Below are 14,066 nucleotides of genomic sequence, written 5' to 3'. Positions count from 1 at the left end.
GAACCACCGTCGCCGTACGGGTGTGCCGACGTACACCCGTGCCCGACGATTTCGGGCCCGTCATCCACTCCCAAGGGGGGTCGGTGGCGGGCCCGTTGGCTTATTCTGGGTTCTTCCGAAAATACGTCAACTCGGCTAGCTCGAAGGCGAGTTCGACGGATCGGGGGACCGAAATGAGCCATTCCGTCCAAGGATCCCCGTCAGAGGCCACCCGGTTACTCTGCGCGGGGACCTACCTCGACATCGAGTTCCGCCGCCGTGTCATCGAAGAGCTGGTGGAACATGAGGAAAGACCCATCGCCCCGTCCCTGGGGGTCGATGTGGTGCCGGTGCTCACCCACGCACTGCGCGCCCGCGGTCAGGACACCCTGACCGCCCTGCTCCTGCTCGCCCTCTGGGTGGGCTTCATCGCCGCCGACGCCGCCTCCGCCCCCGAGGGTGCGGAGGGCCTGCCGTTCGTCGGCCTCTGGTCCTTCCTGTACGCGGCGGTCTGTCTGCTCCACTGGGGCGCGCACGCCGCCGCCGGGCGCGGCTCGGCGGCGTACGTGGTCGACCGGCGTACGCTCCGCGAGGCCCTGCAGGGCAGCGGCGCCCAGCGCGCCCTGCGCGCCCTGCTGCCGGGCCTGCCGCTCATCACCCTCGCCTACTGGCTGTTCGCCCTGTGGGCGCTCGCCCAGGGCGCGGGCAACTGGGCGGGCATCATCTTCCCGCTGCTGCTCGTGCTGCCGGTGTGGATGCACCGGGCGCGCGTGGCGGCCGTGATGCGCGACGAGCTGAGCCGGAAGAACTTCGCCGACAGCCGGCCCTTCCCCGATTCGGCGTACCACCGCCGCATCGCCCGGTCCATCGACCGGGAGCAGTACGCGGGGCTGACGATCTACGACCCCTCCCGGCCGTTCATCGGCATGGGCGTCCCCTACGAGCCCTGGTCCTTCGCCCTGGAGCTCAAGCGCGGCAAGAATTCACCGTCGGCGTCCAACGGCACCGCCAATGGTGCGACCAATGGCGTGACCGACGGAGGGGCCAGCGGCGCGGCCGGTGCCCCCTTCACCGGCCGTACGGTCGTCGAGCTCATCCGCCCCCGGCTGGAGGCCCTGCGGCAGGCGGCCGCCGCGACGAGCCGGGACCGGCTGAAGGACCTGGAGATCGACGAGTTCGTCTACCTCCCGGTCGGGCCGCAGCGCTCCGTGGTGTCCTACGACGAGCGCACGGTGCGGATGCACCTGGCCGAGGCCGTCAACGAGGGCGGCGAGGCGCGCCGCTACTTCCTGCGCGTGCGCGTCGGCGCGTGGGACGAGCAGGTCGTGGTCTCGGTGCTGGTCCGGGTGCACACCCAGGGCGGGATGCTGGTCCTGGAGGTCGTCCCGCACGTCCTGACGCCGATCCGGGCGGAGTTCCGCGCGGTCGACGTGATCGCGAGCCGGGGCGAGGAGGACATGCTGCGCGACGGCCTGCGCGCGCTGCTGACCGCTCCCGCGGCCGGCTTCGCGGCGGCGGTCTCCACGGTCCGCTCCGGCGTGTCGGGCTTCCGCACCTGGCTCGCCGACCCCCGGCGCTCGGCGCCGGACGGCCCGGCCCACTCGGTGCGGGAGCTGGCGGCGGCGAAGGAGATCTCGCTGTTCCAGGAGATGGACGTCAGTCGCTATGTGAAGACGGTCCAGGACCGCATCGCCAGCGGGGTCCGGGAGGCGCTGCGCTCCCAGGGCTATGAGACGGACCGTTTCGAGCAGCAGATCGTGCAGCTCAGCGAGGGCGCGATCTACATCGGCCAGATGAGCGGCGGCGCCGTGGCCCAGGGCGCGGGCGCCGAGGCCAAACACCTCACGGGAAGCGGGGGACGATGACGGACGACCAGCACAGGAACGACCGGCACGAGCGCGACGAACACCATCACGAAGACGACGAACACCGCCGCGAGAGCGCCCAGAGCCCGGGCGGCGGTGGCATCTCCATCGGCTCGCTCAGTGGCGGCGCCGTGTCCCAGGGCGACGGCGCCCGGGCCGAGGACCGCTCCGACCGCGTGGGCGAGCGCCCCGCCACGGCGGCCGCCACGCCCCCGCCGCCGGCCCCGGGCCGGGGCGGCATGGCCGTCGGCTCGATGTCGGGCGGCGCGCTGGCCCAGGGCAGGGACGCACGGGCGGTCGACGCCTCGCGGCAGTTGCTGACCGTGACGCCCGAACTCCTCGCGGCGGTGCGGGAGATGCGGATGGAGCTGTCCCACCGCGTCCGCACCCCGGGCGACGGGCTGGACGAGGTCGACGGGGAGCTCGCGGAGCTCCAGGCGGAGGCCGGGCTGACCGGCCAGGCCCGGCGCACCCGGCTGACGCGCCTGCGGACGCTGCTGACCAGCGGCGCCACGGCCGCCGGCGGGCTGGCGTCGCTGGCCGCCGTCGTCGAGGCGATCAGCCGGTTAGTGGCGTGAGGCGGCGAGTCGCATGAGCTACTGGGACGCGGACGCGCAGAAGTGGGTGGACGAACCGCCGCCCGGATGGCGGCCGCCGGAACCGCCACGCGCAGAGGCCGGCGAAACGGACCCGTACGAGGAGCCGCCCACGGGCCCCTCCCACGCCTCGATCCTCGCGGGCGTCGTGGCCGGGGCGGTGCTGGCGAGCGGAATCGGCGTCGGCATCTGGGCGCTCGTCCGGGACGACGACGGCGGAGGGGGCGTCGACGGTCCCGTACCGACCGCCACCGCCTGGCCGTCCCCCGGCCCGACGGACACCTACGGATCGACGTACGGATCGTCGTCCGGCACGACCTCCGGACTCTCCGGGGGCTACACCCCTTACACCCCCTACACCTACAACCCCTATCCCAGCTACGGCACCTACGGCACCTACGGCGCCCCGGGCGCCGCGTCCGGCTTCGTGCGGACCACGGACCCGGCCGGCTTCCGGCTGGACGTGCCGGCGGGCTGGTCGCGCAGTACGGACCGGGGCAGCGTGTTCTACCGGACGGCGGACGGGACGAGCCTGATCCAGGTGTTCACGCTGAATCCGCCGGGGCGGACGCCGTACGACTCGCTGCTGGAGACCGAGAAGTACGTCTCCGCGTACAAGAACTACCGGAAGGCCAGGCTCGGCACGGTCGCCGGGGCGGGCAACCCGGCCGAGTACGAGTACACGTACACGCTGAGCGACGGCACCAGGCGGCATGTGGTGATCCACGCCCACACCGCTCCCGACGGCAAGCAGTACGCCCTGCTGGTGGCCGGTCCCGTGGGCGGCGAGGCCGCGCAGGGCCTGGTCATGCGGTCACTGGTGGGCTCGTTCTGCCCGACGGGCTACTGCGTCGGATGACACCGTTCGATCAACACCCCGATCCGCGACGCTGAGTGACTCGCGTCACTCTTTGTGAAAGGAGAGGCATAGGTTCACCCCTTCTGGTTAGGCGCGACCCGTTGCCGGCCCTGGGCCTCGTCCGGACAGGGCCGGGACGCAACGGATCGTTCGTCACCGGAAGGCAGAGAAGACATGGCGTCAGCCGAGACCATCCACGTCGACGGGGAGTGGCGTGCCGCCGCGTCCGGCGCTCAGCGAGAGGTGCTCGACCCGGCCGACGCCACCGTTCTCGCGGTCGTGGCCGAGGGTGGCGCGGCGGACGCCGACGCGGCCGTGGCCGCCGCGCGCCGCGCCTTCCGCGGCGGCGAGGGCGACTGGCCGCGCACGCCGGTCGCCGAACGGGCCGCGCTGCTGCGGCGCGTGGCCGATCTGCTCCAGCGCGACCGCGAGACCATCGCGCTCACCGAGAGCCGTGACACCGGGAAGACGCTGGAGGAGGGGCGGGTCGACGTCGACGATGTCACCGCCGCCTTCCGGTACTTCGCGGAGCTGGTCGTGGGCGAGGGCGGCGGGCGCGTCGTCGACGCGGGCTCGGACGACGTCCACAGCGTCGTCGTCCACGAGCCGGTCGGCGTCTGCGCGCTGATCACGCCGTGGAACTATCCGCTCCTGCAGGCTAGTTGGAAGATCGCCCCGGCGCTCGCGGCGGGCAACACCTTCGTCATCAAGCCCAGCGAGGTCACCCCGCTGTCGACCGTGCACCTGGTGCGGCTGCTCGCCGAGGCCGGGCTGCCCGCCGGCGTGGCCAACCTCGTCACCGGCGCCGGCGACCCGGTCGGCGCCCGGCTCGCCGAGCACCCGCACGTGGACCTCGTCTCCTTCACCGGTGGCCTGGCCAGCGGCGCCAAGGTGGCCCGCGCCGCCGCGCCCGCCGTCAAGAAGGTCGCCCTCGAACTCGGCGGCAAGAACCCCAACGTCGTCTTCGCCGACGCCTGCGCCACCGAAGAGGACTTCGACACCGCCGTCGACCAGGCCCTCAACGCCGCGTTCATCCACAGCGGCCAGGTCTGCTCGGCGGGCTCCCGGCTCATCATCGAGGAGTCGGTGCGCGACCGCTTCGTCGCCGAACTCGCCCGCCGCGCCGAGCGGATCAAGCTCGGCCGGGGCACCGAGAAGGGCGTCGAGTGTGGCCCGCTCGTCTCCGCGCAGCAGCTCGCCAAGGTCGAGGCGTACGTCGCCTCCGCGCTCGCCGAGGGCGCGGCCCTGCGCTGCGGCGGCAAGCGCCCCGAGCCGTCGGAGACCCGCCCGGCGGACGGCTACTTCTACGCGCCCACCGTCCTGGACCTCTGCCACGGCGACATGACGGTCGTCCGCGAGGAGACCTTCGGGCCGATCCTCACCGTCGAGACCTTCCACACCGAGGACGAGGCCGTGGCGCTCGCCAACGACACCGAGTACGGGCTCGCGGGCGCCGTCTGGACCAAGGACGCGGGCCGGGCCCGCCGGGTGGCCGGCCGGCTGCGGCACGGCACGGTCTGGATCAACGACTACCACCCCTATCTGCCGCAGGCGGAGTGGGGCGGCTTCGGCAAGTCCGGCACCGGCCGGGAACTGGGCCCCGCGGGGCTCGCCGAGTACCGCGAGAGCAAGCACGTCTACCAGAACCTGGCCCCGAAGCCGGTGCGCTGGTTCGCGGGCTGATCCCGCCGCGCCGACGCGAAGCATCCTGCCGCAGAAGGAGTTCACCCCCACCATGCCCGTCTACGACTACGTCGTCATCGGCGGCGGAACCGCCGGATCCGTCATCGCCTCCCGTCTCACCGAGGACCCCGACGTCACCGTCGCCGTCATCGAGGGCGGCCCCACCGACGTCGACCGCGAGGACGTCCTGACCCTCCGCCGCTGGCTCGGCCTGCTCGGCGGGGACCTGGACTACGACTACCCGACCACCGAACAGCCGCGCGGCAACTCCCACATCCGCCACAGCCGCGCCCGCGTCCTGGGCGGCTGCTCCTCCCACAACACCCTGATCTCCTTCAAGCCGCTGCCCGGCGACTGGGACGAGTGGGCCGAGGCCGGCGCCGAGGGCTGGGACGCCGAGTCCATGGACCCGTACTTCGCCCGGCTCCGCAACAACATCGTCGCGGTGGACGAGAAGGACCGGAACGCCATCGCCCGCGACTTCGTCGAGGCCGCCCGGCGCGCCACCGACGTCCCGCGCGTCGAGGGCTTCAACAAGAAGCCCTTCCACGAAGGCGTCGGCTTCTTCGACCTCGCCTACCACCCCGAGAACAACAAGCGCTCCAGCGCCTCGGTGGCCTACCTCCACCCCTTCCTCGACCGCCCCAACCTCCACCTGATGCTGGAGACCTGGGCGTACCGCCTGGAGATCGAGGCCGGCCGGGCGCGCGGCGTCCACGTCCGCACCAAGGACGGCGAGGAGCTGTTCGTGGAGGCGGGCCGTGAGGTGCTCGTCTGCGCGGGCGCCGTGGACACGCCCCGGCTGCTGCTCCACTCCGGCATCGGCCCCAAGGCCGACCTGGAGGAGCTCGGCATCCCCGTCGTCCACGACCTGCCGGGCGTCGGCGAGAACCTCCTCGACCACCCCGAGTCGGTGATCGTCTGGGAGACGGACGGGCCCATACCCGAGAACTCCGCGATGGACTCCGACGCGGGCCTGTTCGTCCGCCGGGACCCGGCCTCGAACGGCCCGGACCTGATGTTCCACTTCTACCAGATCCCCTTCACCGACAACCCCGAGCGCCTGGGCTACGAGAAGCCCGAGCACGGCGTGTCGATGACCCCCAACATCCCCAAGCCGCGCAGTCGCGGCCGCCTCTACCTCACCAGCGCCGACCCGTCCGTGAAGCCCGCCCTGGACTTCCGCTACTTCACGGACGAGGACGACTACGACGCCCGTACGCTCGTCGACGGCATCCGCATCGCCCGCGAGATAGCGAAGACCGAGCCGCTGGCGGGCTGGCTCAAGCGCGAGGTCTGCCCGGGCCCGGAGATCACCTCCGACGAGGAGCTCAGCGAGTACGCGCGCAAGGTCGCCCACACCGTCTACCACCCGGCGGGCACCTGCCGCATGGGCGCGCCGGGCGACGAACAGGCCGTGGTGGACCCGCAGTTGCGGATCCGCGGACTGGGCGGTATCCGTATCGCGGACGCGTCGGTCTTCCCGACGATGACGGCCGTCAACCCGATGATCGGAGTGCTGATGGTGGGGGAGAAGTGCGCGGAACTGCTTGTACAGAGCCCGGACGAGGGGGTGGCCCGATGAACGCCACGGCCGCCCCCGGCGACAGTACGGGAGACATACGCGAGGCGCGTACGACCGCTTCCCCGGCGACGGGCCCGGCGGTCGACGAGAAGCCCGTCTTCTCCGTCCGCAACCTCTGGAAGGTCTTCGGACCGAAGGCCGAGCGCGTCCCCGGCGGCCCGCTGGCCGACCTGCCCCCGGACGCCCTGCGCGAGCGGACCGGCTGCACGGTCGCCGTCCGCGACGTCTCCTTCGACGTGCGCCCCGGCGAGTGCTTCGTGGTCATGGGCCTGTCCGGCTCGGGCAAGTCCACGCTCGTCCGCTGCCTCACCCGCCTCATCGAACCCACCGCCGGCACCATCGCCATCGACGGCGAGGACGTGGGCGGCATGGACAAGGGCGCCCTGCGCGATCTGCGCCGGCACCGGGCCGCCATGGTCTTCCAGCACTTCGGCCTGCTCCCGCACCGCACGGTCCTCGACAACGTCGCCTACGGCCTGGAGATCCAGGGCGTGGGCAAGGCCGAACGCCGCGCCAAGGCCGGCGAGATGGTGGCCAAGGTCGGCCTCGCGGGCATGGAGGGCCGCCGCCCCGGCCAGCTCTCCGGCGGCCAGCAGCAGCGCGTCGGCCTGGCCCGCGCCCTCGCCGCCGACCCCGAAGTACTGCTGTTCGACGAGCCGTTCAGCGCGCTCGACCCGCTGATCCGCCGCGACATGCAGGAAGAGGTCGTCCGCCTCCACCGCGACGAGGGCCGCACGATGGTCTTCATCACCCACGACCTCAGCGAGGCGCTGCGCGTCGGCGACCGCATCGCGCTGATGCGCGGCGGCCGCGTCGTCCAGTGCGGCACCCCCGAGGAGATCGTCGGCTCCCCGGCCGACGACTACGTCCGCGACTTCGTCCGGGACGTGCCGCGCGAGCAGGTCCTCACCGTCCGCCGCGCCATGCGTCCCGCCCACGACGCGGGCGAGGCCGCGACCGGCCCGGCGCTGTCCCCGGCCACGACGGTCGCCGACGCCATCGAGGCGGTGGCGCGCACGGGCTGCTCGGCCCGGGTCGTCGACGCGGGCCGGTGCCTGGGCGTCGTCGACTCCACGAGCCTGCTCGGGGTGGTGGCGGGTCTGGAGAGCACTCCTTCCAAGAGCACGCCTCCGAACAGCACGCCTTCTATGGGGGGTTTCGAGGAGAAGACCGCGGCATGAGCACGGCCGGCACGACCGTCACCCCCCACATCACGCCCCTCCAGGCGGTGTGGCATCGCCCCGCCGCCCGCAAACTACTCCTGCTCGCGGCCGTCACGGCGGCCGTCGCGCCGTTCGCCGCCGCCCGCTGGGGCAGCGGCGCCTGGCCGCACGCGCTGACCGTCGACCTGACCGGCCCGCTCGGCCGGGCCAACGACTGGATCATCGACAACCGTGACAGCCACTGGCTGTTCCTGTACTTCTTCGGCCACATCAGCAACGCGATCGTCGTCTCGGTACGGGCCGTCTACGTCGTGCTGCTCGCCCTCGGCTGGGCGGGCGTGACGGCGGGCGCGGCACTGCTGTCGTGGCGCCTGGCGGGCGTACGGGCGGGCGTCACGGCCCTGGCCTCGTTCGCGGTGTGCGGACTGCTGGGCATGTGGGTGCCCACGATGCGCACCCTGGCCCTGATGATCGTGGCCGTCGCGGCGTCCGTCGCCGTCGGCGCGCTGCTGGGCCTGGCGGCCGGCCTCTCGGACCGTACGTTCCGGGCCCTGCGCCCGGTCCTGGACACGATGCAGGCGCTCCCGGCCTTCGCGTACCTCCTCCCCGTCGTCCTCGTCTTCGGCATCGGCGTGGCCCCGGCCGTCCTGGCCACCGTCGTCTACGCGGCACCCCCGATGGCCCGCCTGACGGCACTGGGCCTGCGCGGCACGGACAAGGGCGTCCTGGAGGCCGTCGACTCCCTCGGCGCCACGGCCCGCCAGCGCCTCCTGACCGCCCGCCTGCCCCTGGCCCGCCGCGAGCTGCTCCTGGGCGTCAACCAGAGCATCATGATGGCCCTGTCCATGGCCGTCATCGCCTCGGTCATCGGCGCGGACGGCCTGGGCGACCGCGTCTACCAGGCCCTGTCGACGGTGGACGTGGGCACCGCCCTGACAGCGGGCATCCCGATCGTGCTCCTGGCGATCGTCCTGGACCGCTCTGTGGGCAGGCGTTCCGCAGGGCGGAACGGGTGGGCACAGAGCCACCCACCGGGCCGCACCCGAACGGTGACCACGTGGGTGGTGAGCATCGCGGCGGTGGTCGCTGCGGGCCGCCTGGCCGGCACGTCCTGGCCGTCCACCTGGACGCTCCAGATCGCCGCCCCGGTGAACCGGGCGAAGGACTGGATGGTCGACCACCTCTACAGCGGAATACCGGGAATCGGCGGCACCGCCGACGCCGCCGCCCACTACACCGCCTGGGTCCTGGACCCCCTCCGATCCGGCCTCCAGGCCCTCCCCTGGTGGGGAGCCCTGGCCCTCGTCGCGGCCCTGGCCTGGCTGATCGGCACGTGGCGCACCGCCCTCACGGCGACCCTGTCCCTCGCCGCGATCGGCGTGCTGGGCCGCTGGGAGCCCGCCATGGACACCCTCTCCCAGGTGCTCGCGGCAGTCGTCGTCACCCTGCTCCTGGGCGTGCTCGTCGCCGTCGCGGCCGCGCGCAGCGACCGCGTGGAGCGCCTGCTCCGGCCGGTCCTGGACGTCTTCCAGACCATGCCGCAGTTCGTCTACCTCATCCCCGTCGTCGCCCTGTTCGGCGTGGGCCGCGCCCCGGCCGCCGCCGCGGCGATCGTCTACGCGCTGCCCGCCGTCGTCCGCATCGTCGGCCAGGGGCTGCGGCAGGTGGACCCGGCGGCCATGGAGTCCGCGCGCTCGCTGGGCGCGACGGGCGGGCAGCAGCTCCGGCAGGTGCAGTTCCCGCTGGCGAGGCCGCAGCTGCTGCTGGCCGTGAACCAGGCGGTCGTCCTCGTCCTGTCCGTCGTCATCATCGGCGGCCTGGTGGGCGGTGGCGCGCTCGGCTACGAGGTCGTCTTCGGCCTCGCGCAGGGCGACCTGGCGACCGGACTGATGGCCGGTACGGCCATCGCGTGCCTGGGACTGATGCTCGACCGGGTGACCCAGCCGGTGAAGGCGAAGGAGGCGAACTGACATGAAGCGCAAGGCACTGATCGCCCTTCCGGCGACGGCCCTGCTGGCCGCCGTCGCCACCGGTTGCGGCGCGGCGGACATGACGAAGCAGGCGTCCCCGTACGCCAACGCGGCGGGCGCGAAGACCGTGACCCTCTCCGTGCAGTCGTGGGTCGGCGCCCGCGCCGACGCGGCGGTGGCGCAGTACCTGCTGGAGCACGAGCTGGGCTACCGCGTGGACACCGTGCAGGTGGACGAGGTTCCGGCCTGGGACGCCCTCAGCCAGGGCCGCGTGGACGCGATCCTGGAGGACTGGGGCCACCCCGACCAGGAGAAACGCTATGTCCGCGACAAGAGGACGATCACGGACGGCGGCGATCTCGGGGTCACCGGCCACATCGGCTGGTGGGTCCCGAAGTACTTCGCCGACGCCCACCCCGACGTTCTCGACTGGCGGAATCTCAACAAATACGCCGCGCAGCTGAAGAGTTCCGAGAGCGGAGGGAAGGGCCAGCTCCTCGACGGCTCCCCGTCGTACGTCACCAACGACAAGGCGCTGGTGAAGAACCTGAAGCTGGACTACCAGGTCGTCTTCGCGGGCTCCGAGGCCGCGCAGATCACGCAGATCAAGCAGTTCGCGAAGGAGAAGAAGCCCTTCCTGACCTACTGGTACGAGCCCCAGTGGCTCTTCAACGAGGTCCCGATGGTGGAGGTGAAGCTCCCCGAGTACACCGACGCCTGCGCGGCGAAGGGCGCGAAGGACCCGTCGACGATCGACTGCGCGTACCCGACGACGCCCCTGAAGAAGTACCTCAACGCGGACTTCGCGAAGAAGGGCGGCAAGGCGGCCCGCTTCCTGAAGGACTTCCACTGGACGAAGGCCGACCAGAACGAGGTCGCCCAGATGATCGCCGAGGACAAGCTGGCGCCCGAGGAGGCGGCGAAGCGGTGGGTGGAGCGTCACCCGGACACGTGGAAGAAGTGGGTGGGCTGAGCCGGCCCTGACGGGTCACCCTTCCCGCAGACCCACCGCGATCTCCGCCACCGCCGCCATCGCCCGCCGGTGCAGCCCGCCTCCGAACGTGACGCGGGCGGCGCCGAGCGCGCCGAGTTCGGCGGGGGAGGGCCCACCCGGCAGGGCGAGGGCGTTGACCGGCAGCCCGACGCGCTCGGCGATCGGGGCGAGGAGTTCGGCCGGGGCGAGGATCGGGTAGACGCAGTCGGCACCGGCGGCGGCGTACAGCAGCCCGCGTTCGACGGCGGGGGCGGCGCTGTCGACGTCGCCCTTCAGGAAGGTGTCGATACGGGCGTTGACGACGAGCCGTCCGTCCGCCTCGGCCACGACGGCGGCCAGCCAGTCGGCCTGCTCGCGCGGGTCCTTGAGCCGTCCGGTCGTGCGGTCGGTGTCCTCCAGGTTGCAGCCGACCACACCGCTCTCCAGGAGGCGCTCGACGAGCTCACGCGGCGGCAGCCCGTAGCCGTCCTCCACATCGGCGGTGACGACCACTCCTTCGGCAGCGACGGCCCGCACGATCCGGCCCACCGCCGTGAACATTTCCGCTGCCGGAGCTTCCCCGTCCGCGTAGCCCAGTGACGCCGAGACCCCCGCGCTCGGCGTCGCCAGGGCCCGGAACCCGGCGTCGGCGAAGGCCCGGGCGCTGGCCGCGTCCCAGGGGCCGGGCAGCACGAGGGGACCGTCGGTGTCGCGGGTGTGATGAAGTGCGCGAAAGGCCGCCGCCGCAGTCGTCATACGAACGACCGTAGGCCCCCAAGGGGCGGGCGGAGTGGTCCACTTCTCTATGGAGAACGTGGGCCACTCCGCCTGTTCACCTATGGGGATCAGCCGCCGTACGGGCGGGTGATGATCTCCATGAAGTGGCCGGCGGGGTCCGGGAAGTACACGCCCCGGCCGCCGTCGTTGTGGTTGATCTGCATCGGCTGCTGCTGCCGTGGATCGGCCCAGTAGGTGATCCCGGCTTCCTCGATCCGCGCGAACGCCGCGTCGAACTCCTCCTCGGAGATCAAGAAGGCGTAGTGCTGCGGCGCGAAGGGCGCCCCCGGGGGAAGGGGAGCGAAATCGAGGGTGACGCCATTGGCGAGCGGGACGGGGACGAACGGACCCCACGGCTCGCCGACTTCCAGTCCGAGGATGTGGGCGAGGAATTCCGCCGACTCCCGGTTGTTCTTCGCTGCGACGATGGTGTGATTGAGCTGAACTGACAAGGCTGCTATGCCTCCGAAGGCACTCCGGCACCTCCACGCCTCACCCAGCCGGTGACCGACGCGCGATGCTGTGGCCAAGCCTACTCGCTCTTGATCACGGCTGGTAGGAGCCGGGCTGGACGCGGGTCGAGACGCTGATGCGGTTCCAGGAGTTGATCACGATGATCGCTGCGATGAGGTGGGCCAGCTCCTCCTCGGAGAAGTGGCGCGCGGCGCGCTCGTAGACCTCGTCCGGAACGAAGCCGTCCGTGAGGACCGTGATGGCCTCGGTGAGGGCGAGGGCCGCCTGCTCCTTCTCGGTGTAGTAGCCGGGGGCCTCCTCCCACGCGTTGAGGAGGTAGATGCGCGCCTCCGACTCGCCCGCCTTACGGGCGTCCTTCACGTGCATGTCGATGCAGAAGGCGCAGTGGTTGAGCTGCGAGGCCCGGATCTTCACCAGCTCGCCGATGACCGGGTCCACGCCGTCGTTCGCGGCCTTCGAAAGGGCGAACATCGCCTTCCGCACCTCGGGGGCGTGCTTGTAGAAGTCCATGCGGGGTCCGTGCTGGTGGCTGCTTGTTTTGGCTGTCGTCGTCATGGCACCGACGCTACGCCGGGGATAGCCCAGGGGTATGGTCCATTCCCATGGAGAAAACGTGGGCCATTTCCGGGGTGGACCTCCACCTGGACCTCCCCCGAGCGGCCACCGGCCCGGGGACGGGCCCCGGGGCAGGCGTCGGCGCGGGCACGGGGGCGGCCGTCGGCGCGGGGGAGCGCGGCGTGCGCGCCGCGCTCACCGACGCGCTGCGCGAGGCCGTCCGCTCCGGACGCCTGGCCCCCGGCACCCGGCTGCCCTCCTCCCGCACCCTCGCCGCCGACCTCGGTCTCGCCCGCAACACCGTCGCCGAGGCGTACGGCGAGCTCGTCGCGGAGGGCTGGCTCACCGCCCGGCAGGGCTCCGGCACCCGGGTGGCCTCCCGGACCGCGCCGCCCCGCCCGGCCCCCGCCCACCGCCGCGCCACCCCGCCCCGCACCCCGCCGCCGCCCGTCCACGACCTGCGCTGCGGCCCCTGCGACGTCTCCTCCTTCCCCCGCGCCGCCTGGCTCTCCGCCGCCCGCCGCGCCATCTCCGCCGTCCCCCACGAAGCCTTCGGCTACGGCGACGGCCGCGGCCGCCCCGAGCTGCGCGAAGCCCTCGCCGGCTATCTGGCGCGGGCGCGCGGCGTCCGTACGACGCCCGAGCGCGTCGTGCTGTGCGCGGGCTTCAGCCAGGGGCTCGCCCTGCTGGGACGAGTGCTGCGGCAGCGCGGCGTGAAGACGATGGGCGTCGAGTCGTACGGACTCTGGGTCCACCGCGGCATCGCCGAACGCGCCGGGCTCCGGACGGACCCGCTGACCGTGGACGGCCACGGCGCGCGGGTGGCCGAGCTGGACGACGAGGCGCGGCGCAACGTCCGTGCCGTCCTCCTCACCCCCGCCCACCAGTTCCCCACGGGCGTCCCCCTCCACCCCGACCGCCGCGCCGCCGTCGCCGACTGGGCCGCGCGCACGGGCGGGCTGATCGTCGAGGACGACTACGACGGCGAGTTCCGCTACGACCGCCAGCCCGTCGGCGCCCTCCAGGGCCTGGCCCCCGAACACGTCGTCTACTGCGGCACCGCCAGCAAGTCCCTCGCGCCGGGCCTGCGCCTCGCCTGGCTCGTCCTCCCCGAACACCTCGTCGCCGACGTCCTGGACCTGAAGCGCTCCGGCGAATGGGGCATGGGCGTCCTCGACCAGCTCACCCTCGCCGAGTTCATCAACTCCGGCGGCTACGACCGTCACATCCGTGCCATGCGCCTCCACTACCGCCGCCGTCGCGACGAACTCGTCTCCGCCCTGGCCCGGCACGCCCCCCACATCCGCGTCACCGGCATCGCCGCCGGCCTCCACGCCGTCCTCGAACTCCCCCCGGGCACCGAGCAGGCCACGATCCAGGCCGCCGCCTGGCGGGGCCTCGCGATCGAGGGCCTGAGCCGCTTCCGCCACGACGCCGCCGGCCCGTCCGTCCCCTCCCCGGTACCGGACGGCCGCGACGGCCTGCTCGTGGCCTACGGAACACCCGCGAAGCACGCCTTCGCGGGGGCGCTGGAGACCCTCATCGACGTGTTGCCGTCGGCGCCGGCGCCGTGAGGCGCCGTGACAG

General features: G+C 72.6%; 12 protein-coding genes. 9 read left to right on the top strand and 3 right to left on the bottom strand.

Annotated elements, in window-relative coordinates:
- The first annotated feature begins 173 nt into the window (after positions 1-173).
- The 8 genes from IE096_RS18360 (at position 174) to IE096_RS18325 (ending at position 10,673) form a co-directional block, all read left to right on the top strand.
- Positions 174-1,844 carry an AbeC-like domain-containing protein gene (locus tag IE096_RS18360; protein ID WP_189453060.1) on the top strand — a complete coding sequence of 557 codons (1,671 nt, stop codon included), beginning with the start codon at positions 174-176 and terminating at the stop codon, positions 1,842-1,844.
- Complete coding sequence (locus IE096_RS18355) at positions 1,841-2,422, top strand: hypothetical protein (protein ID WP_189453058.1); 582 nt, start codon at positions 1,841-1,843, stop codon at positions 2,420-2,422. Before IE096_RS18360 ends, IE096_RS18355 begins: the two co-directional genes overlap by 4 nt.
- Before the next feature lie 13 nt (positions 2,423-2,435).
- Positions 2,436-3,299 (top strand): serine/threonine kinase C-terminal domain-containing protein, encoded by an 864-nt coding sequence (locus IE096_RS18350; RefSeq protein WP_189453056.1) that lies wholly within the window; start codon positions 2,436-2,438, stop codon positions 3,297-3,299.
- Positions 3,300-3,473: 174 nt separating this feature from the next.
- Positions 3,474-4,982 (top strand): aldehyde dehydrogenase family protein, encoded by a 1,509-nt coding sequence (locus tag IE096_RS18345; RefSeq protein ID WP_189453054.1) that lies wholly within the window; start codon positions 3,474-3,476, stop codon positions 4,980-4,982.
- A gap of 52 nt (positions 4,983-5,034) precedes the next feature.
- Complete coding sequence (locus IE096_RS18340) at positions 5,035-6,567, top strand: GMC family oxidoreductase (protein ID WP_189453053.1); 1,533 nt, start codon at positions 5,035-5,037, stop codon at positions 6,565-6,567.
- Complete coding sequence (locus IE096_RS18335) at positions 6,564-7,748, top strand: quaternary amine ABC transporter ATP-binding protein (protein WP_189453051.1); 1,185 nt, start codon at positions 6,564-6,566, stop codon at positions 7,746-7,748. Before IE096_RS18340 ends, IE096_RS18335 begins: the two co-directional genes overlap by 4 nt.
- Complete coding sequence (locus tag IE096_RS18330; RefSeq protein WP_189453049.1) at positions 7,745-9,700, top strand: ABC transporter permease; 1,956 nt, start codon at positions 7,745-7,747, stop codon at positions 9,698-9,700. Before IE096_RS18335 ends, IE096_RS18330 begins: the two co-directional genes overlap by 4 nt.
- Before the next feature lies 1 nt (position 9,701).
- Positions 9,702-10,673 carry an ABC transporter substrate-binding protein gene (locus IE096_RS18325; protein WP_189453047.1) on the top strand — a complete coding sequence of 324 codons (972 nt, stop codon included), beginning with the start codon at positions 9,702-9,704 and terminating at the stop codon, positions 10,671-10,673.
- Between the two features lie 15 nt (positions 10,674-10,688).
- On the opposite strand, the gene IE096_RS18320 is transcribed toward IE096_RS18325, so the two are convergent.
- The 3 genes from IE096_RS18320 to IE096_RS18310 all read right to left on the bottom strand — a co-directional run bounded on the left by IE096_RS18320 (position 10,689) and on the right by IE096_RS18310 (position 12,479).
- On the bottom strand, positions 10,689-11,429 hold the full coding sequence (locus IE096_RS18320; RefSeq protein WP_189453045.1) for an isocitrate lyase/PEP mutase family protein: 741 nt from the start codon (positions 11,427-11,429) through the stop codon (positions 10,689-10,691).
- Positions 11,430-11,518: 89 nt separating this feature from the next.
- Positions 11,519-11,902, bottom strand: a complete 384-nt coding sequence (locus IE096_RS18315) for a VOC family protein (protein ID WP_189453043.1) — start codon at positions 11,900-11,902, stop codon at positions 11,519-11,521.
- A gap of 94 nt (positions 11,903-11,996) precedes the next feature.
- Positions 11,997-12,479 carry a carboxymuconolactone decarboxylase family protein gene (locus IE096_RS18310; protein ID WP_189453041.1) on the bottom strand — a complete coding sequence of 161 codons (483 nt, stop codon included), beginning with the start codon at positions 12,477-12,479 and terminating at the stop codon, positions 11,997-11,999.
- Positions 12,480-12,526: 47 nt separating this feature from the next.
- Here IE096_RS18310 and pdxR point away from each other — a divergent pair, with 47 nt between their 5' ends.
- On the top strand, positions 12,527-14,053 hold the full coding sequence (pdxR, locus tag IE096_RS18305; protein WP_189453039.1) for a MocR-like pyridoxine biosynthesis transcription factor PdxR: 1,527 nt from the start codon (positions 12,527-12,529) through the stop codon (positions 14,051-14,053).
- The last annotated feature ends 13 nt before the right edge of the window (positions 14,054-14,066 follow it).

It is taken from the genome of Streptomyces abikoensis (genome assembly GCF_014648775.1).
GTDB lineage: Bacteria > Actinomycetota > Actinomycetes > Streptomycetales > Streptomycetaceae > Streptomyces > Streptomyces abikoensis.
This window is presented reverse-complemented; position numbering and strand designations above follow the sequence as displayed.